At 57.8% G+C, this 19,121-nt stretch carries 18 protein-coding genes; 12 read left to right on the forward strand and 6 right to left on the reverse strand.

Annotated features, from left to right (window positions below; translation table 11 throughout):
• Positions 1–6: 6 nt before the first annotated feature.
• The 3 genes from PSES9_RS0121820 to PSES9_RS0121830 all read right to left on the reverse strand — a co-directional run bounded on the left by PSES9_RS0121820 (position 7) and on the right by PSES9_RS0121830 (position 3,046).
• Positions 7–858, reverse strand: coding sequence for a universal stress protein (locus PSES9_RS0121820; protein ID WP_010490588.1), 852 nt, complete (start codon positions 856–858; stop codon positions 7–9).
• Between the two features lie 29 nt (positions 859–887).
• The gene (locus PSES9_RS0121825) at positions 888–2,375 is read right to left on the reverse strand and encodes a SulP family inorganic anion transporter (protein WP_010490590.1); all 1,488 of its coding nucleotides are present in this window, start codon (positions 2,373–2,375) and stop codon (positions 888–890) included.
• A 221-nt stretch (positions 2,376–2,596) separates the two neighbouring features.
• Entirely contained in the window at positions 2,597–3,046 is a 450-nt protein-coding gene (locus PSES9_RS0121830; protein ID WP_010490592.1) for a DMT family transporter, read from the reverse strand.
• A 423-nt stretch (positions 3,047–3,469) separates the two neighbouring features.
• On the opposite strand from PSES9_RS0121830, the gene PSES9_RS24965 reads away from it, so the two are divergent.
• From PSES9_RS24965 to PSES9_RS0121840, 3 genes are all read left to right on the forward strand, one after another.
• On the forward strand, positions 3,470–4,672 hold the full coding sequence (locus PSES9_RS24965; protein ID WP_051121020.1) for a collagen-like triple helix repeat-containing protein: 1,203 nt from the start codon (positions 3,470–3,472) through the stop codon (positions 4,670–4,672).
• Between the two features lie 65 nt (positions 4,673–4,737).
• Positions 4,738–5,277: a collagen-like triple helix repeat-containing protein gene (locus PSES9_RS24970; RefSeq protein ID WP_036988398.1), complete on the forward strand. Its 540-nt coding sequence runs from the start codon at positions 4,738–4,740 to the stop codon at positions 5,275–5,277.
• A gap of 97 nt (positions 5,278–5,374) precedes the next feature.
• On the forward strand, positions 5,375–7,045 hold the full coding sequence (locus PSES9_RS0121840) for a ShlB/FhaC/HecB family hemolysin secretion/activation protein (RefSeq protein WP_010490595.1): 1,671 nt from the start codon (positions 5,375–5,377) through the stop codon (positions 7,043–7,045).
• A 477-nt stretch (positions 7,046–7,522) separates the two neighbouring features.
• Here PSES9_RS0121840 and PSES9_RS0121845 read toward each other — a convergent pair whose 3' ends face one another.
• Positions 7,523–7,936, reverse strand: a complete 414-nt coding sequence (locus PSES9_RS0121845; RefSeq protein WP_010490596.1) for a response regulator — start codon at positions 7,934–7,936, stop codon at positions 7,523–7,525.
• A 45-nt stretch (positions 7,937–7,981) separates the two neighbouring features.
• Positions 7,982–8,206, reverse strand: a complete 225-nt coding sequence (locus PSES9_RS0121850) for a Flp family type IVb pilin (protein WP_010490598.1) — start codon at positions 8,204–8,206, stop codon at positions 7,982–7,984.
• 286 nt (positions 8,207–8,492) lie between these two features.
• Between PSES9_RS0121850 and cpaB the strand changes: the two genes are divergently transcribed.
• The 9 genes from cpaB to PSES9_RS0121895 all read left to right on the forward strand — a co-directional run bounded on the left by cpaB (position 8,493) and on the right by PSES9_RS0121895 (position 18,165).
• Positions 8,493–9,434: a Flp pilus assembly protein CpaB gene (gene cpaB, locus PSES9_RS0121855; RefSeq protein ID WP_010490600.1), complete on the forward strand. Its 942-nt coding sequence runs from the start codon at positions 8,493–8,495 to the stop codon at positions 9,432–9,434.
• 73 nt (positions 9,435–9,507) lie between these two features.
• Entirely contained in the window at positions 9,508–10,698 is a 1,191-nt protein-coding gene (locus PSES9_RS0121860) for a type II and III secretion system protein family protein (protein ID WP_051121025.1), read from the forward strand.
• Positions 10,699–10,707: 9 nt separating this feature from the next.
• On the forward strand, positions 10,708–11,880 hold the full coding sequence (locus tag PSES9_RS0121865) for a pilus assembly protein CpaE (protein ID WP_010490603.1): 1,173 nt from the start codon (positions 10,708–10,710) through the stop codon (positions 11,878–11,880).
• Positions 11,877–13,148 carry a CpaF family protein gene (locus PSES9_RS0121870; protein ID WP_010490605.1) on the forward strand — a complete coding sequence of 424 codons (1,272 nt, stop codon included), beginning with the start codon at positions 11,877–11,879 and terminating at the stop codon, positions 13,146–13,148. Before PSES9_RS0121865 ends, PSES9_RS0121870 begins: the two co-directional genes overlap by 4 nt.
• The gene (locus PSES9_RS0121875) at positions 13,145–14,026 is read left to right on the forward strand and encodes a type II secretion system F family protein (RefSeq protein WP_010490608.1); all 882 of its coding nucleotides are present in this window, start codon (positions 13,145–13,147) and stop codon (positions 14,024–14,026) included. Before PSES9_RS0121870 ends, PSES9_RS0121875 begins: the two co-directional genes overlap by 4 nt.
• 1 nt (position 14,027) lies before the next feature.
• Positions 14,028–14,930 carry a type II secretion system F family protein gene (locus PSES9_RS0121880; protein ID WP_010490610.1) on the forward strand — a complete coding sequence of 301 codons (903 nt, stop codon included), beginning with the start codon at positions 14,028–14,030 and terminating at the stop codon, positions 14,928–14,930.
• Positions 14,927–15,715: a tetratricopeptide repeat protein gene (locus PSES9_RS0121885; RefSeq protein ID WP_010490612.1), complete on the forward strand. Its 789-nt coding sequence runs from the start codon at positions 14,927–14,929 to the stop codon at positions 15,713–15,715. The genes PSES9_RS0121880 and PSES9_RS0121885 overlap by 4 nt, the downstream gene beginning before the upstream one ends.
• A complete protein-coding gene (locus tag PSES9_RS0121890) occupies positions 15,712–16,014 on the forward strand; it encodes a DUF3613 domain-containing protein (protein ID WP_010490614.1) in 303 nt (100 codons plus the stop codon). Before PSES9_RS0121885 ends, PSES9_RS0121890 begins: the two co-directional genes overlap by 4 nt.
• A gap of 81 nt (positions 16,015–16,095) precedes the next feature.
• On the forward strand, positions 16,096–18,165 hold the full coding sequence (locus PSES9_RS0121895) for a pilus assembly protein TadG-related protein (RefSeq protein WP_010490615.1): 2,070 nt from the start codon (positions 16,096–16,098) through the stop codon (positions 18,163–18,165).
• 86 nt (positions 18,166–18,251) lie between these two features.
• Here the strand turns inward: PSES9_RS0121895 and PSES9_RS0121900 are convergent, their stop codons facing one another.
• Positions 18,252–19,028 (reverse strand): response regulator transcription factor, encoded by a 777-nt coding sequence (locus tag PSES9_RS0121900; protein WP_010490616.1) that lies wholly within the window; start codon positions 19,026–19,028, stop codon positions 18,252–18,254.
• Positions 19,029–19,121 lie beyond the last annotated feature (93 nt).

The raw sequence follows: 19,121 nt of genomic DNA on the forward strand, positions 1-19,121 counted from the left end.
CTGTCCTCAGCGCAGGATCAACAGAGGGCAGAGGCTTGAGGCGATCAGCTGGCTGGTCGTGCTGCCGAGCAGGAACTGGCGAATGCGTGAGTGGCCATAAGCGCCCATCACCAGCAGGTCGATTTTCTGCTGCAACTGGTAGGTACGAATTGAAGGCTCTACGTCCGCTTCACGCCAGGCAATGCTGACCTCGCTGGCCGAGGGCCTGATGACCTCGGCGGCCTCTTCGAGCAGGGCCTGGCAGGCCGCGCGGTCGCTGCCAACCATCAATAAATGGCAGTGCAGCCCTTGCAGCAGCGGACTGTCTGCGACTCTCTGCAAGGCCTTGCGCGCAGTGAAGCTGCCGTCATAGGCGAACAGGTAGTTCTGTGGTGCAAGGAAGTCTCCGCACGTTACCAGGGCCGGGCATTGCAACGTGCGAATGACGGGTTCCAGCTGGCTGCCTACATGCTCTGCGATGTTGTCGTTGGTGGTGCTGTGGCGGCCGATGACCAGCAAGCGAATGCTTTCTTCCAGGGCAACGAGGCTTTCCACCAGGCTGCCGTGTCGCTGGCGGGTCAGTGGCGACTCAATACCCGCCTGAATGGCACGTTGTTGCGCCGCCTCAAGCATCTGCTGGCTTTGCTCCAGCGCTCGCTTGCTGTGTTGCTGATCCACGCTGGCAAGTTCTTCAAGCAAGTGCTCGCGAGTGCCAAGACCGATGATGCCGCTCAGGTCACTGCGTTGCGGGTACTGGGTCTTGTCCAGAACATGCAACAGGGTCAGTGAAGTTTGCAGGCGCTGGCTTGCCCACACAGCGTAATCACAAACAGCAGGGGCGGTGGTCGAACCATCAATGCAGGCGAGTACTTCTGGCATGGGCATTCCTTATCGATATACGAAGTGTCTCAGTGACCTATCAAGGTGTCTGCCGCCTCGGGCTTATCGTGTACGCCGAACCGGTCGACAATAGTGGCACTGGCTTCATTCAAGCCTAGCACCATGACCTCAGTGCCCTCGCGGCGTAGCTTGAGCACCACTTTATCCAGCGCCGCCACCGCAGTGATGTCCCAGAAGTGAGCGCGGGTCAGGTCAATGGTGACCTTCTCGATCGCTTCCTTGAAGTCAAAGGCATCGGTGAACTTGCTCGATGAAGAGAAGAATACCTGGCCGATGACTGAGTAGGTACGGTGTGTGCCGGCTGCATCCATCTCGGATTCAATGTACAGGAAATGGCCAATCTTGTTGGCGAAGAACATGGCCGCCAGCAGCACGCCGACAAGAACCCCGTAGGCGAGGTTATGGGTGAAGACCACAACGGTCACCGTGGCCAGCATGACGATGTTGGTCGACAGCGGGTAGTGCTTGAGATTGCGAATCGAGTCCCAGCTAAAGGTGCCTATGGAAACCATGATCATCACTGCAACCAAGGCAGCCATGGGGATCTTGCTCACCCAGTCGCTGAGGAACACCACCATGATCAGCAGCACCACACCGGCAATCAACGTCGACAAACGTCCGCGCCCACCGGATTTAACATTAATCACCGATTGGCCGATCATTGCGCAGCCGGCCATGCCGCCGAGCAGGCTGGAGGCAATATTGGCCACGCCCTGGCCCTTGCATTCGCGGTTCTTGTCGCTGCTGGTATCGGTCAGGTCGTCGACAATGGTTGCGGTCATCATCGACTCCAGCAAGCCCACCACAGCCATGGCGGCCGAGTAAGGGAAAATGATCGCCAAGGTGTCGAAGTTCAGCGGCACATCGGGCCAGAGGAAGATTGGCAGGGTGTCGGGCAGTTCACCCATGTCACCCACGGTGCGGATGTCCAGGCCCAGGGCAATGGCGACAGCGGTCAAGGACAAGATGCACACCAGCGGGGAAGGAATAACCTTGCCTACGACCGGTACATAGGGAAACAGGTAGATGATGCCCAAGCCCGCTGCGGTCATTGCATATACATGCCAGGTGACGTTTGTCAGTTCGGGCAACTGCGCCATGAATATCAGGATCGCCAGGGCGTTGACAAAACCAGTCACCACCGAGCGCGAGACAAAACGCATCAATGAGCCCAGCTTGAGATACCCCGCTCCGATTTGCAGCACGCCACAGAGCAAGGAGGCTGCCAGCAGGTATTGCAGGCCGTGATCCTTGACCAGGGTGACCATGAGCAATGCCATGGCGCCGGTGGCCGCGGAAATCATGCCTGGACGACCGCCGACAAAAGCAATCACCACCGCGATACAGAACGAGGCGTACAGGCCGACCTTGGGGTCGACGCCGGCGATGATCGAGAACGCAATCGCCTCGGGAATCAGCGCCAGCGCGACCACCAGCCCGGCGAGAATGTCGCCGCGTATATTGAACAGCCAGGTATTTTTCAGTGTTTGCAGCATGAGCGTTTCCAATAAGGCGAATGTCCGCCGGCTGTTATGCCGCGCGCGAATTTTTGATAGTAAAGCTGGGTTACCCATTCTTATGGGTGCAGGTTAAAACTTTTGATGCACCCTGTAGGCACCTGGAAAAGGCGCACCGAGTGCGGTGCCGGTGTGATTTGGCCGGCAAAATAACACAGGAGCCTCGTAAAATCAGGGCTCTCCCCAGCCTGGCAGGAGGCCTAGCCGCGTCGGATCAGCCAGATTCCGGCAACAAACAACAACAACCCGCCGATTTTTCCGGCGCTGATAGGTGCTTCCTTGAAACCGGCCCAACCAAAGTGATCCGGGTTTCCCGCCATCGTCAATTGCCCGGCAATCCCCAGCGCCATGAACAACACGGCGCCTACCCTTGGTCCTGCAAATGCAGCGGTGGCAATAAACATTACGCCGAGCATGCCGCCACACCAGTGCCACCATGTCAGCCCTTTGAGTGCGCCAAGCGAGGGGACTTCGCGTTGTGCCAATACAAGCAGCAGCAACGCCGTGGTGCCCACTGCGAAGGAAATCAGTGACGCCGCCAGTACGCTCGAAACCTGTTTGGCTAATTGACCATTGATACCAGCCTGTAACGGCAGGCAGGTGCCTGCGATAAAGGGCAGGGCGAGTAACCACCAGATCGGTGCCGGCATGGATGATGTCCTTGGGTGAGGCAGGGGCGCCGTATTATGCCGCAAACCCGCCACTGCCTACAGACCCAAAGTTTCATGCCGGACCCGACATGCAATGAATTGGGCAATCCAATAACAATAAAGGCTGGATAATTAAAGTTGTAAGGGCTATAGCTTAGTAGGCGAGTGGTTAATTGTGGGGCGAATGTATATAACTTTGTGACTAGTCGTTCGTTAGTAGTTTCTCGCTGTTGGGAGAGGGTTATATAAACTGTTAATACCAAGATACGGGTTGTTGTGAATGGGTTATTGGACTTTTATAAGTCACGGGTTGTCTGGGGTTTGAAGTACTAAAGCCCTGAGATGTACAACACTTATAGAGGGACTTTGATCATGAATAATTCCACAATAATTAAAACAAGTAGTGCACTCGCGCTGATACTAATGATTTCGCTCTCTGCGGGTTGCAGCAGTGGCGGTGGTGGTTCGAAAAGTGTTGTAGATGGCAGTGCATCCGACCCAGCCACCGTTGATAACGGCACAGGCAACGGCGGTGGAACTGGTAATGGCGGAGGTACCGGCAATGGTGGCGGAACAGGTAACGGCGGTGGTGGCGATGGCACAGGTAATCCACCGGTGGTGACTAATCCAGATCCCGATCCAGATCCGGGCACCGATCCTGGTGCAGGCCAGACGCCCCTGGTGACTGGCGATGTTGTGGATAACCTTGGCAACACCACCGGGGCTGTTGGCGATGGTTTAACTGATCTGGGTGATCAGATTTCCAACACGCCAATTGCAGGCAGCACGGACTTGACCTCGGGCGTGGGTGGCTTGGTTTCATCAACAGGTGCGGCGGTCAACAGCATCAGCGACGGTTTGAGTGATGGCCTGGGCCAACTCGGTACGGACAGCAACTCGGTAGGTATTACCGTGGCAGGCGTGGGCAATGCGGTGGGCGATCTCGGCACAGGTGTCTCCAGCGTGGGGAACTCGCTGCAGCTTGTCGGTGACAGCGCCGCGATCCAGAAAGTACCGCTGGTGGGTGGCGTCGTCAGTAAAGTCGGTGGCGTTGTCGATGGCGTGGGTGAGCGTGTGACCATGCTGGGTGACACCTTGAGTATTGCCAGCACCACTGGGCCTTTGGGCCAGGTGACCGATCAGCTTGGTTCAAAAGTGTTGGTGCCTGTGGTGAGCATTGTCGAGGGCACAACACAAACCCTCGGCACTGCGACCGGGTTGGGTGATCCTGTATTCGGTGTGGTTGCCAAGGTGGGCGATACCCTCGGTGGGCTGGGTGACAAAGCGGGTGGCGTCGGTGGCGGTAACGCATTGACCACAACAGTGGGTGGTGTATTGAAAGGGGTTGGCGGCACTGCTGGTGCAGCAGGTGGCTACGTCAAGCCTGATGGCGAAGGCACCACAGGCCTGCCTTTGGCGGTTGGTGGACTGAACAGTCTGGTGGCAACCACAAGTGGTGTAACCAGTGGTCTGGCTGAGAAAACCAAACTCAGCGGCCCCGTTGCCGGCTTTCTCGAAACCACAGGTGGGGCAGTGCAGTCGCCTAGCCAGGGCATCAACATCGGCAGCGGCAAAGGCATTGTCGGCGGGGCAGCCGGGAACGGGGGGGGGGGTGAAGTCGCTTAGCCAGGGCATAAACATCGGCAGCGGCAAAGGCATTGTCGGCGGGGCAGCCGGGAACGGGGGGGGGGGTGAAGTCGCTTAGCCAGGGCATCAACATCGGCAGCGGCAACGGCATTGTCGGCGGCGCAGCCGGTAACGGTGGGGCGCTTGGCGGGACTGTTGCCTCGCTTGGTTCCTTGGTCGGTGGCACCGGCCAGCCCAACACCAATTCTGGCCTGACCGCACCATTGACTGTAGCGGGTGCGGCGCTGGGCAAGGTTGTGACTCCGGTGGTAGGTGGGGTCAGCAGCGTAACCCAGCAAGTCGGGGCTGCTACCAAGCTTGATACTCCGGTCAACGCTGCGCTGAATCAGGTGGGTGGCGTGGTGAGCGGTCTTGGAACCCAGGTTGCGGCGGGGAGCAACAACCCGGTGATCAAGCAAGTGGGTAATACCGTGAACACTGTTGGCCAGACTGTTGGCGCCCTGGGAGGCTTGGTCAAAGGTGCCACAACAGGAACTGGTTCAACCGGTGGACTGGGCGGTTTGCTGGGAGGTTTAGGTGCGGGTGTCGCTGCTAACGGTGGAGCAAGTGGTGGTCTGACTGGTGGCCTGCTCAACCGGAAATAGTTGACAGCCTTAGGCGCTGAGCCCTCTCCCTGGGGTTCAGCGTCATTTTTGTTTGTGTGGTTTCAAACGTGTCAGTAGTTTGGTCATGGAGTGTCCTATGCGCGCTTTGTTAGTCCCTGCTTTACTGAGCCTTTCGTGCTCTCAATTGGCCTTGGCGGCACAGCAGTTGCCAAGTTATCTCAACAGCAATGATGTCGAACGAAATTTACCGACGCCCAACCTTCCGGTCGACGCCTATCGACCGAGTACTCCCGAGCTGCAGGTGCCTGAACCCCAGCCATCGCAGCTGCAGATGGGCTCCAAGGTCATGGTCAGGAATATCCAGGTTGCCGGCGGCAGCGTTTATTCCCTGAATGACGTGGCGGCGATCTTTCAACCCCTGGTGGGTCGTGAAGCCAGTATCGGCGAATTGATCAGTGCAACTCGCAGCATTACCCAGCGCTATCAGGATGATGGCTACTTATTGTCCTATGCCTACCTGCCGCCACAGTCTTTCAACGAAGGCGTGGTGCGTGTCGTGCTGGTCGAGGGCTATGTAAAGAACTACCAGCTGAGTGGCGACATTGGCGCTGTGTCCAACTACGTGCGCAAGTTGCTGGATAAGATTCAGGGTGAGCGGCCGCTGACTCGCAAGACGTTTGAGCGCTACACCACGCTGTTGACCATGATCCCGGGTGTCTCTGTCGGTGCTCAGGTTCCGCCGCCAGGCACCACCGATGGCGCCACCACCTTGATCGCGCAAGCATCGCGTAAGCCATGGACATCAAGCATGAACTTGAGCGATAGCAGCCGGGATGATATCCAGGCGATATTGTCGGGCAGCAGCAATGCCCAGACCGCAATGGCCGAGCAAATCACCGTCAGCGGCTTGTTTCCGCCAGGAGAGGACGAAGAGCGCTACTACCGCCTTGATTACAGCCAGTTTCTCGGCAGCGAAGGCACTCAGCTAAGCCTTTATGGCTCGACCTACAAGAGCGAGCCCCATGATCGTCTGCGCCTGGATAATGGCATAGAGCTGACCCGCAAGCGCCAGAACGACCGCTACTCAATTGGCTTATCCCATCCGTTGATTGCGGCGCCTGATCAGCTATGGACAGCCGGTGCGCGCCTGTATGCGGTCAACGACCAGAGCCAGTTCGATGTGGTGGGGTTTCCGCTGAGTATCGATAACGACACTGATATCCGGGTGCTGGGCCTGGAAACAGACTGGCGCCAAGCCGATAGCCAGCGCTTGCGCATCCTCAGTGCCGGCCTCTACCAAGGCATCGATGGCATGGGTGCGAACACGGACAACACGCTTTATGACCTGGACTTCCTGCGACTGCGTTTGTCCGGCGTGCAAAGTGACCAGTATTGGGCGAACTGGCAGGGCGTGATCTCGGCGGCTGTGTACTGGACCGATGACAACCTGCCGGATGCCGAAACCGTCGTACTTGGCGCGCAAAACTTTGGTCGTGGTTACCCCAGTGACCAGGCTTCCGGCGACAAGGGGTGGGGCGCGTCGTACGAGCTCAACTACAGTTACCGGCGCGAGAGCGAATGGTTGCGGCTGTTGCAGCCCTACATCGCGGTCGATGCGGCGCGCAGCTGGTACAACGACTCACCACTGCCGACCTCGCAGCTCTCCTCGGCGGCGCTTGGCCTGCGCTTCGGTGATGCGCGTTACTACAACATCTCTGTGGAGGCGGCAAAACCTATGTCTGACGTCGCCCTGGACAGCAACAACCGGCGTCCACGCCTGACCTTCAGTTTTAGCTACCAACTTTGAGTCAGTGCAGGACGAACACCGCTGCGCAGGGTGTGCGCCGCTTGTCCCCCACGGATCGGCAGGCAGTCATTTTCGCGGTGTACATGGCGGACAGAAAAACGCTGTCCGCCCTACGGGGTGAATATCAACCCTGGGGGGCGACAGCGCGTAGCTTGTCCGCCACGGGTCGGCGGGTAGCCATTTTTCGCGGTGTAAATGGCGGACAGAAAAACGCTGTCCGCCCTACGGGGTGAATATCAACCCTGGGGGGCGACAACGCGTAGCTTGTCCGCCACGGGTCGGCGGGTAGCCATTTTTCGCGGTGTAAATGGCGGACAGAAAAACGCTTTCCGCCCTACGGGATAAATATCTTCCGTAGGGTGTGAAAACGCGCAGCTTGTCCACCATGACCGGGCTAGGTGCTCGACTGAGACATAAAAAAGCTCCCGACCACTAAGGGCAGGGAGCGCGTGGAGTTAAAGCGAGCCGAGCCGACGCTCAGTAGCGTGCGGCCTGCACCGGCATGGGCGGCAGCAGTCGGTGCAGGATCTCGAGCAGTCGGGTGTGGTAAATCGGTTTCTTGAAAAAATCGATCACATTCATCCCCAGTACGTCAGCCACTTCATCTGCTTCGGCGTGACCTGAGGTAACGATAATCGGCAAGTGTTGGCGCGAACAATGCTCGCGCATGTGCTGAATCAGTTGTGCACCGTTTTCTTCCGGCATGCGCAAGTCGGTGATCACCAGCCCAATGTACGGATGGTGGGTCAGTTGCTCGAGGGCCTTGTGCACCGATATTGCGGTGTGGCAGCAATAGCCCCCCAACTCCAACAGCTCTGCCAGCTCCAGCAGAATATCCTCTTCATCATCGACCAACAGCAGCTCGTGGCGCTCGCTGGATTGATGCTGCATGGCGTAACTCCTAGTTTGATAACTAACTTATGAAGTTAGTGTGAACTAGGCTGTTGGACAGCTCGCACCGCCTACTGCAGTACAAATATTAATAAATATAGCTTTTACTGCTGTGCTGATTGGTCCGGCAAACCCAACCAATACAACGGCCACTAATGTAGCCACAATGGCATATTCAATGCCCGCCGCGCCTTTTTCTTCTTTTAGAAAGGTGGTGGTTTTAACCACGGCGGCAATATGCAGTTTTCGAATCATATTAATCAGGGACATCTTAATCTCCTTATATACAGACGTACTCGCACCTTGAGCATTGTCCAGAGCTGGCACCAGCGCAACTGTAAAAAGTAATTAGACCCATGGGTATAGTTATAAAGTCATAGTGGTGAAATGGTGCAATTCCAGCTATCACTTAAACAAGCCAGTAAACGCTTTGGCGCGGGGTTTTACGCCCGAGTGGCGAGCGCGATGGAAAGCTGTTTACTGCCACCTGTATTGATGCCGCGCATTTAAAACAATAAGGCATTCACTAGTTGTCAGGGCAAAGGAGAAAGTCACCATGGACAGCCGGGTAACCATGGCGTTGGCTGGGGTTTTACTGCTGGGAGCAGTGGTTGCAGGGTATTGGGGAATTACGCTGAGCCAACAACCGCCACCCAGCAATAATGCAGCCGTAGCGCCAGCAGTCACTGCACAACCTCAAACCCTGAGCACGCGTATCGACGAGGCCGCAGATAACGCACAGCGTTCAGCCGTGGTGGTTTCAGTCAAGGCATTAGCCCCCTTTGTGCCGATCAAGGCTGAAGATCTTGCCATCGAACAGCTGCGCGTGGCGCCGCAAGGCAGCTTCTCAAGTATCGAGCAGGTTGTCGGGCGCAGCAGCTGGAACCCCATTGGTGCGGGCACCTGGCTGAGCGAGGACAGCTTTGCCGCTGGCGGTCCGCTGGCGCAGATGATTCGTCCACAGGAGCGTGCAGTCGCCGTTGCGGTTGATGAGGTTATCAGCGGTGGCGGCCATGTGCGTCCCGGAGACTATGTGGATGTGCTGCTATTCATGCAGGAACAGGACGGCCAAAAGCAGCAAACCGCTCAGGTTGCAGTGCCTGCCGTGCGGCTCTTGAGTTATGGCCAGGAGCTGGGGCCGAACCTCAATGGCCAGACGGTGCAGATCAAAGACAAGGACGACGCGAAAAAGCAACCCAAGGCCGGTCGCAGCGTCGTGCTTGCGGTGCCGCAGGAGTTGGTGACTCGCCTGATGCTGGCCAGCCAGGCCGGTACTTTGCGCCTGGCCGTGCGCAGTGCTGACGAAGACTTGCACAAGCGTTACGCCGCAGGTGAGAACAATCTGGTGGCGCTCGATGATAAAACCCGCAGCCTGCTGCCGCTCAAGAGTCTTGAGGGCAGGGCGTCACCGCGTGCGGTGACAAGCCCGCGCGCTGTTGCCCGTAGCCCTGGAGTCCAGGTGTTTCGCGGCGTAGAAAACTCTTGGCAAACACCCTGACCTGCAAGGAAGCCAAAGCATGATCTGTATGAGTCGTCGGATCGCTTTCACCCTGGGCCTTATTGGCTGCGGCATGCTTCACCCCTCATTGCTGTTGGCTGCACCGGCGGCCTGCTCATCACTCGCGTCAGTGTCCGCGGTGATTGAAGTAGGGCAAGGCATGCAGCAGCAAATCCGTTATCCAATGGCGATCAAGCGTCTGGCGGTGGGTGATCCTGAAACCGCCGATGTGCGTTTGACCGGTAATGACAGTTTTTTGCTGACCGGTAAAAAGTCGGGCGCTACCAGCCTGATGGTCTGGACCTCATGCAGCGCCGAGCCACGCAGCAGCATGGTCTATGTCGAAGGCGTGGCAACGGCTGCCTTGGCCCGGCCTGTTCATCCCGACCCTCTGCAACTGCCTATCAGCCAGGTGCAGACGGACATCCGCTTTGTCGAAGTCAGCCGCAGCAAGATGAAACAGGCGAGCACCTCGATATTTGGCACCGGCTCCAACAACTTTCTCTTCGGCGCGCCAGGTACTGTCGGCGGGGTAACTGTTTCTCCCGGTCAGGTGGGTGGTATCAGTCCGGCGATCCCGCTGGTGAACAACGGCTTCAATGTTGTCTTCGGCGGCGGCAGCAGCAAAGTGCTGGGAATCTTGAATGCCCTGGAAGGCAGCGGTTTCGCCTACACCCTGGCCAAGCCCAGCCTGGTTGCGCTGAGTGGCCAGAGTGCAAGTTTCCTTGCCGGTGGCGAATTCCCTGTCCCGGTGCCAAGCAGCGGCAGTGACAACATCAGCATCGAATACAAGGAGTACGGCGTGCGCTTGACCCTGACACCGACGGTGGTTGGGTCCAACCGGATCAACCTCAAGGTCGCCCCCGAGGTGAGCGAGTTGAATTTCGCCGCCGGTATCGAGATCGCCGGCACCGTGGTTCCGGCGCTGAATGTACGACGCACAGACACCAGCATCAGCCTGGCGGACGGTGAGAGCTTTGTGATCAGTGGCTTGATCAGCAGCAGCAATACCGCCCAGCTGGACAAGTTTCCTGGCCTGGGCGACATCCCGATCCTGGGCGCCTTCTTTCGTTCGACCAACATCAACCGCGAAGACCGTGAGCTGCTGATGGTCGTCACGCCTCATCTGGTCCAGCCGCTTGCGGCCGATGCACAAATGCCTTCTTTGCCAGGGGAAAACCTGCGTACTTACGATCCGAACTTTTTCAAGATGTACTTCTTCGAGAACGGCAATTTCGACAAACGCTCCGGCTTGTCGCAATAGGGGTTGATTATGAGTCAGACATTTTTAGCCTTGACCCGTAATGACGCCGACCTTGAATGGCTGCGGGGCTCATTGAGCTCGTTGGGCGAAGTGCTCAAAGTCGGTCATGGTGCTCTGAACGAAGTGCTATCGCTGGCAGACGTGACCGGTGCCGGGTTGTTATTTGTCGGCCTTGATCGGGAAAACCTGGTGGCGCAGAGCTCACTGATCGAAGGCGTGCTTGAAGCCAAGCCGATGCTGGCAATTGTGGCGCTGGGCGATGGCCTGGATAACCAGTTGGTATTGAGCGCCATGCGTGCTGGGGCGCGTGACTTTATTGCCTACGGCGCGCGTACCAGCGAGGTGACGGGCTTGGTGCGTCACCTGAGTCGACGCATGCCGAGCCTGCAACCGAGTCCCCAAGCCGGCAAGCTGATTGCCTTGTATTGTCGCCAGCAGGATATCGATGCAAGTGTGATTTCCAGCCACTTGGCACTGGCGATCTCCCAGACCAGTCAAACCACCTTGCTCCTCGACTTGGGATTGCCGCCAGGCGAGGGCTTGGCCACTCTGGGGTTGCAGGCGTCATTCAATTTTGCCGATGCCATGCGCAATATCCGGCGTATGGATGCAAGCCTGATCGACAGTGCCTTCAGCCAAACCGCTTGTGGCATGCGTGTCCTCCCGCAAGGGGCAAAGGATCAGCCTTTTGAAACGGCCACGGCAGCGGAGTTGTACCTGCTGCTCGGGGCGCTGCGCCAGCACTTCCAGTTTATTGTGGTCAATCTTGCAGGCCAGCCCGACAGCGAGGCGCTACGCCTGTTTGTGAGTAACGCCGAACGCTTGCTGTGGTGCACCGATCAAGGGGTTTCTGGTTGTCAGCGCAATCTTGAACTGCTGGCCAACTGGCGAGAGGCCGGGCTCAAGCTACACAACGCCAGCTTGCTGGTTGACCGGTACATGCCCAGCGTCGCCCCGGACAGCGAAACCCTGGGCAAGACCTTCGCGCTACCGGTGATCGAAGTGCTGCCTTCCAGCCCCGAAGTGCGAATGAGTGCGCGCAATCTGGGGCGTAGCTTGTTCGATGTGGCGCCCCGTGAGCGGATCAGCAAGGCGCTGCGCCAGTTGGGTTGCCTGCTGGCCGAGCGCCGTAAAGATGCGCGGGCATCACGCTGGCCATGGCCGAGGAGGAAGTCCGCATGAGTGGCGAAACACTGTTTGGTGGCACCGCTCGCTACAGCCAGGAAGGTCAATATGACGGCCAGGGCCTGAAGCTGATCCTGCACCGTTTTATCATCGATGCCATCGACGATGAAGGGGTCAATATTCTTGAAAGCCCAAGGCCTCAGGTTTCACGTTTTGTCACGGATCGGGTGGTGGATTACGTCAACCGTCATCATCTGGCCGTGTCGCGTTATGAAATGGAGCGGCTGGCCGAAGAGCTGGTCGATGAACTCACCGGTTTTGGCCCGCTCGAGGTGTTGCTGCATGACAGCTCGGTGACCGAGATTCTGGTCAATGGCCCCAATCGCGTGTTTATCGAGCGCGACGGCATGCTCCATCAGAGCGACCTGCGTTTTATTGATGACCAGCATGTGCAGCGGGTCATTCAGCGAATCCTGGCCCCGCTTGGGCGCCGGCTTGATGAATCTTGCCCAATGGTCGATGCACGTATGCCGGATGGCAGCCGGGTCAATGCGATTATCCCGCCAATCGCCCTTGATGGCCCCTGCCTGTCAGTGCGTAAGTTTCGCAAGGACTTGCTGCAAAGCGCGGATTTGCTCGCGCACCAGTCGGTTGATGAAGCCGTCCTGCAATTTATCCGGCTGGCCGTGAGCCAGCGCTGTAATGTTCTGGTCAGCGGCGGCACCGGCACCGGCAAGACCACCATGCTCAATGTCATGAGCTTGTTGGTTGCAGGCCACGAGCGGATTGTCACCATCGAAGACACCGCCGAGTTGCAGCTTAACCACCCGCACGTTGTACGCCTGGAAACACGCCCGCCCAATGCCGAAGGTCATGGTGAGGTGGCGGCCAGTGACCTGATTCGTAACGCCTTGCGGATGCGCCCGGACCGAATCATTCTTGGTGAGATTCGCGGCGTGGAAGTGATCGACGTGCTGCAGGCCATGAACACCGGCCATGACGGCTCAATGAGCACCGTACATGCCAACAGCGCGCAGGATGCGTTACTGCGCCTGGAAACCCTGGTCGGGCTCACTGGCCGTCAGGTCCCCGAGCGTACCTTTCGCCCGATGATCTGTGCTGCGCTCGACATCTTTATCCAGCCCACCCGCCTGCCAAATGGCCGCCGTTGCGTCAGTGAAGTGGTTGAGGTGGTGGGCATTCGGGATGATGTTTACGTGACCAATACCTTGTTCCGGCTCGAACGTCATTCCGGCAAGTTCCTCCGCGAAGCCATGAACCCTGCCAGTGAAAAACTCCAGCATGCCTGGCGGGAACTGCAATGAGCGCGCCGCTGCTGCTGGCTGCAGTCTGCCTGGTGTTGGCGGCATTGGGCCTGCTGGTGATGCAGTACGGTTGGCGCCAGTCACGTGCCGAGCAGGTCATTGAGCGGCTCGGTCAATCCAAGCCGGAAATGATCAAGGACAGTCGTTGGGGCTGGCTGGAACGTGCCTTCCTGCGCGCCGGCTTGAAGCTGCCCAGCGAGCGGCTTGGACTCTTGTTCAGCCTCTGGATGGTACTGCTGGTGCTGAGCCAGTTGCTCGGCGGCTGGCTGTTTACCTTGTTTGCGCTGGTGTTGCCGCCATTGGGCCTGCATATGTTGCTTGGTTGGCGTTATCGCCGGCGCCTGCGGCGGGTGGTGCATCAGTTGGCGCAGATGCTCCACCAGGTGATGCGCAGCCTGCAGACCGGCCGAACCCTGGGTGATGCTCTGGTCAAGGGGATCGATAACGCTCCGGAGCCCCTGCATGGCGCATTGGCGCGGGTGCAGCGCAACGTCAAACTCGGGGTCAGCTTGCCGGAGGCATTGGATGATGTCGCCGAACTCTATGAGCAAGAGGAGCTGCGGATTCTCGCCTTGGGGGTCAAGGTCAATCATCGCTTTGGTGGCAGTGCCAGCGAATTGTTGGCAGGCCTGATCAAGGTGATCCAGGAGCGCGAGCAAATCGCCCGGCAGCTTCGTGCAATGACCGGTGAAACCCGGCTGACGGCCGTGGTTCTGGGCTTGCTCCCGATTTCGATGGCCGCCTATATATTGGCGGTCAACCCCAGCTATTTGATGAGCATGTGGCTCGATAGCAGCGGCCAGAAAATGCTCCTGTGTGCCTTTATTCTGCAAGTGCTGGGCACCCTGATGCTCTGGCGCATGCTGAGGAGTATCTGACATGGCCTGGGCTGCGATGGTCTTGCTGCTGTCCATGGCGGCAGCCTTGTTGATTGCCAATGCGGTGCAGCAACAACGGGTGCGGGCTGTTGTCGCCAAGCGCCTGAGCGGTAGCCGTGAGCAAGCCGATCACAAGCACCGGCGCGGCGATGTACTTATCCAGCAGCTTGGTCGCAGTGGCCTGGGGCGCAAGTTGCTGAGCATGGATGGTGAGACGCACCTACTGCTTAACCGCATCGGTTGGCGTCGGGCTCATCAGCGGGCGTTCTACATGGCCTGCCAACTCCTGCTGCCATTTCTTATGTTGGGGCTGGTAGTCCTGGTGATTTCATTCCTGGCGCAGCCTCCGGAAAAAGCCTGGGTGTACTGGATACTGGCCCTGGGTTGCGGTTTTCTGTTGCCCAAGCGGGTGCTGGCTATGACCGCGACCCGGCGTCAGCAGCAATTGGTTAACGAAGTCTCCATATTCATTCCGCTGTTGCGCATCTTATTTGATGCCGGCTTGACGGTTGAGCAGTCTCTGCGGGTTATCAGCCTGGAAAGTAAAAAATTGCTGCCGGTACTGACCACGGAGCTCGATGCGGTGCTCAAGCATGTTGACTCAGGCCTGGAACTGGCCGACGAACTTAGCATCATGGGCAAGCAGTTGGATGTCGATGAGCTGAGTGACAGCCTGGCAATTCTGCAACAACTGATTCGCCAGGGCGGCGGCGCAATGAGTTCTTTGCTGGCGCTGAAAAAACTACTGGATGAACGCCGCTTGACCAACCTGCAGGAGTACATCTCCAAGCTGTCAGGAAAGATGTCAGTGGTGATGATGCTGTTTCTGTTTCCTGCATTGCTGATCGTCCTTGCCGGGCCAGGCATGAGCGCAATAGGCCGCGCACTTGGAGGTATTTCATGAAGTTGGCAACAGTGTTTTGCAGCGCGTTGTGCGCAGCGGTGTTAACTGGCTGCGCGTCGAACCAGGTGATGCCCGGATATGCCGCCGATAGCGGTAAAGCCTGTGCCAACAAACCCAGCCAGGAACAGGAGTTGGCGCTGAACCTGGCCAAAGAAATGGCGGACGAGGGGCGCCTGTATGCGGCGCTGGCCAACTTGCAGGGGTTGCCGCAATCCTCGCCCGAGGTGCGCCTACGCCAGGCACGGATCATGCGCAGCATTGGTCGTGGAGAGGCGCAAGCGCTTTATCAAAGCCTGATCGGGACTTGCCTGAGCGCCGCCGGCGAGCAAGGGCTTGGGCAACTTGCTGCCGCGCGCGGTGATCAGGTCGAGGCCATGCAACGGCTCGAACGCGCCGCAGCGTTGGCTCCCACCGACGCCAAGATTCGCAATGACCTTGGCGTGGTTTATCTCACACAAAAGCGTACTGACGATGCACGGTTCGAGTTTCTGACCGCCGTGGAGCTGAGTCAGTCAGACAGCTTGCCAGCGACCAATCTGCTGGCCCTGTTGTTTGTGGAAAACAAATCGCAGCAAGCCGCTGACCTTGTCTCGCGCCTGCACCTGAGCGCGGCGCAGGTTCGTGAAGCGTTGCAGCGATCCGAACAGCTGAAATCAGCTGCAACCCCGCTGCCACTGGCTACCCAGGATGGCGCAAGTGATTCGACTGCTGGCTCAGCCGCTGTCGCATCTGTAGGTGTAATCGGTGAGGCCGTCAGCCTAATTCAACAGGACATCCAACCATGAATAGCTCATCCATAAAGCCTCTGGCCATTTGCGGTTTGTTGGTGTTGGGCTTGCTTGTGCCTGTTCCTTCAAAGGCCGAGGACGCCGCGACCACCAGGCCGATACCCCAGAATTCAAAAACCGAAAGTTGGTTGGCTATCCAGCGTGAGGGGCGGGCTGCGTCCACGAAACTACAAACCGCGACCCCCGCCGAGCGTGAACTGGCTTACCAGCGCTGGCTCGACAGTTACAGCCACCCGATCCCCGAGTTTTACGAACAGGAGCAGGGCGGGAAAATGTCAACGGGAGGCAGCAACTAGCAGGGCGGACAACGCTTTCTTGTCCGCCATCTCGATGGTGGACAGGTTGCAGTTGTTTCATCAACGCGCAGGAGCACGAGCATGGCAGGCAGATGTTCTCCTCAATATGCACTGAGCTATCAACGCCAGCGTGGTGCGATCGGCATCATGGCCGCCTTGGTGATGCTGATGGCGCTTACCTTTTTGATGCTGGCAATCGACACGGGCCGCCTGTATCTGGAAAAGCGCAGCCTTCAGCGGGTGGCGGATATGGCGGCGCTGGAAGCGGTGTTGCGTGATGGAAATTGCCAAGCCGGGGCCGGGGCCACGACCGCGCAAAGCTATGCGGCCGAGAACGCGCAAGTTCGCAATGGCTTCTCCCTTTATGCCAAGCGCACCTTGGTTGCCATCTGCGGGAATGTCGATGAAAGTGGCAGCCGCCGCAGCTTTCTTGCCGATACCACGGGCAGCGCGATCCAAGTCGATGCCCGGCGCGAGGTGCCTGCCAGCCTGATTCTGGGCGGACTATTTGGCGAGCAGGTGACTATTGCCGCCCAAGCGGTTGCCGCCAAGCGTGAGCCGCTTGCCGCATTGACCTTGCGCACGACCTTGGCAACGGTTGATTCCACCCAGTCGCCGCTGCTCAATGCACTGGTGGGTGGTCTGCTCGGAGGCTCGGTCAATCTCTCGGCTGTGGGCTGGAATGGCTTGGCCAAGAGCCAGATAAACCTTGTGGATTACCTCGATCAACTGGCTATCAACCAGGGCATTACCGTGGGCGATTACCAGTCCGTGCTCGATGAAAACCTGTCGCTCGGCACCTTGCTGGATGTGGCCGCCACCACGCTGCAGCAGGCGGGTACGAGCGCCGATCTGGATGCGGCGATTGCAGGGCTTAATGCCCTTTCCGCTGTGGTACCAGCCGCCTCGCCACTGCTGCAATTGAGCGATCTGATCAATGTCCAAAGCGCCACGCAAAAGGCGGGGCTGGACACAGCGCTCAATCTTCTGCAGTTGGTCCAGGGCACGGTCGAGTTGGCCAACAGTAAAAGCGCCGCCATTGCCAGCCTGCCCATTACGGTACCAGGGCTGAGCAATGTAACCCTGAATATCAAGGTCATAGAGCCGCCACAGCTGTCGGCGATTGGTAACCCCGAGCTGGCCAAGGCCGATCCCTATGGGCCGAACCAGATTGCCGTACGCTCGGCGCAAATCCGCACCGCATTGAGTATTGATTTGAGTGGGACGACCAATGCTTTGGATAGCCTTTTACAGCCTGCGGGTGCTACCTCATCTGTTGGCAGCTTTTTGAATAGCGTTCTCAACCTTAACTTGCTCGGGGCAGTCGGTGATCTGGTGCAGGGAATTCTTTGTGGACCATGCGCAAGTAAAAGCATCAGTGCTGCACAGGTACTGCCTGGTGGTCGGATTGATGTGATGCTGGATGTCGCCGAGGCCCAGGGACGGGTTACCGATTCCAGCTGCACAAGCAACACCGATAAGACCCTTGAAGTGGATTTGACGACATCCGCCTTGAACCTGGCCGTTGGGCAATTGGGCGATGATCCGGCAGATGTTCAGGATAAGGTATTCAACTCGCCCAACCTACCTGTCGCGGCCCCATTGGCTTTGATCAAACTCGGCGAGCAAAGGGTCAGGCCAACATCATGCCTGCTGACTATTTGCTTCGATCCTCAGTGGCAAACAACCAGCGGAAGCTGGGTGTCAGACCGCAAGCAAGCTGCATTTACCGTTCGCTCCGGACTTGGCCTTACCCTTAACTCCAGCGTGATTGGCAGTGGGGTTAATGCGCCGCCCTTTCTCTACAGTGCGCCCAGCGCAAATGAACTGCCAAATGTTGGCGAGACGCCTTATTACCAGTCTGCTAACGCCAATAACAACGTGGCGGGTAGTTTGGCCACAACCTTTGGGGGGATCGATCTAGAGCCCTATGCCAGCAACAGTCCAGGCTTGCTGGATGGCCTGATAACGACTTCAGTTAACCTTATCAGCTCACTGCTGGGGAGTTTGGAAGGTGTGATTCAGGGCGTACTTGCGCCGCTGGTTGATCCCTTGGTCGATACCCTGCTCAATGGTCTGGGCATTGAGTTGGCCAAGGCCGATGTGGGCGCCAACCTGACTTGCGGCAGTCGCGCCGAGTTGCTGCTATGAACCCCGGCGCGCACTGTGTTCGAGTTAAATCAGGCCCTACGAATCAGCAGGTCAAAGGACAGCTGCGCGCTCGGCGCAGCAGCCATTTAGTGAGCGATCGCCGCAGAGCCTTCACTCTTTCGATTCGGCGACAACGCCAGCGCCAATTGCGTGCGGTTATGCATGTGGGTCAGGCGCAGTACTTGCGACACATAGAGTTTCACCGTGTTTTCGGTAATCCCCAGCTCGCAAGCAATCTGATAGTTGGTCAAGCCCTTGCCAATCAGGCGTGCGACTTCCAGTTGGCGCGGAGACAATTGATTGAAGTGCGCAGGGATTGCATCAGCACATTCTGTGGCAGGGTTGGGTTCAGTCTGGCCAAAGTGGCTGCGCATCTGGTGCAGGTCCAGGTGCAGTTCACCGATCGACTCAGCCAAAAAATGCAGTTTCTGGTTCATCTGGTCGAGCTTGGCGCCATCGTCGAGGCGCTCCTGCAAGTGCCGTTCAAGGCGTCGGACCGCCCGGCCAACTTCATCCATATTGATGGGTTTTTGATAGAAGTCGGCAACCCCTGCGCGCATAGCCGCGACCACATCCTGGGTTTCGGTTTGGCCCGTGAAAATAATTGCCTCGAACTGACGATTACCGTCGTAGGTTTTCTCCAGGGTGTTGATCAGGCTGATGCCACTTTTCCCCGGCAAGTGCAAATCGCTCAGCACAATGCCTATTTGCGGGTCAGCGCAGAACAACTCTATTGCCTCGTGCGCACTGTGACAGCCAATACAGGTGTAGCCGCTGTGGCTAAGAAACTCACAAAGCTCGTCAACGATATCCGGCTCGTCGTCCACAACGAGGAGTTTAATCAAGCGTTGATGCCTTTCCATGTCAACTCATCCAGTCATTTTAGTTTTTTTAGTATCGATGTTGTGTTTGCAGCGAAAGCCCGGGCGATAAGTGCTGAATGCTCAAGATTGGTG

Origin of the sequence: Pseudomonas sp. S9 (assembly GCF_000222125.1) — a bacterium.
Classification (GTDB): Bacteria; Pseudomonadota; Gammaproteobacteria; order Pseudomonadales; family Pseudomonadaceae; genus Aquipseudomonas; species Aquipseudomonas segetis.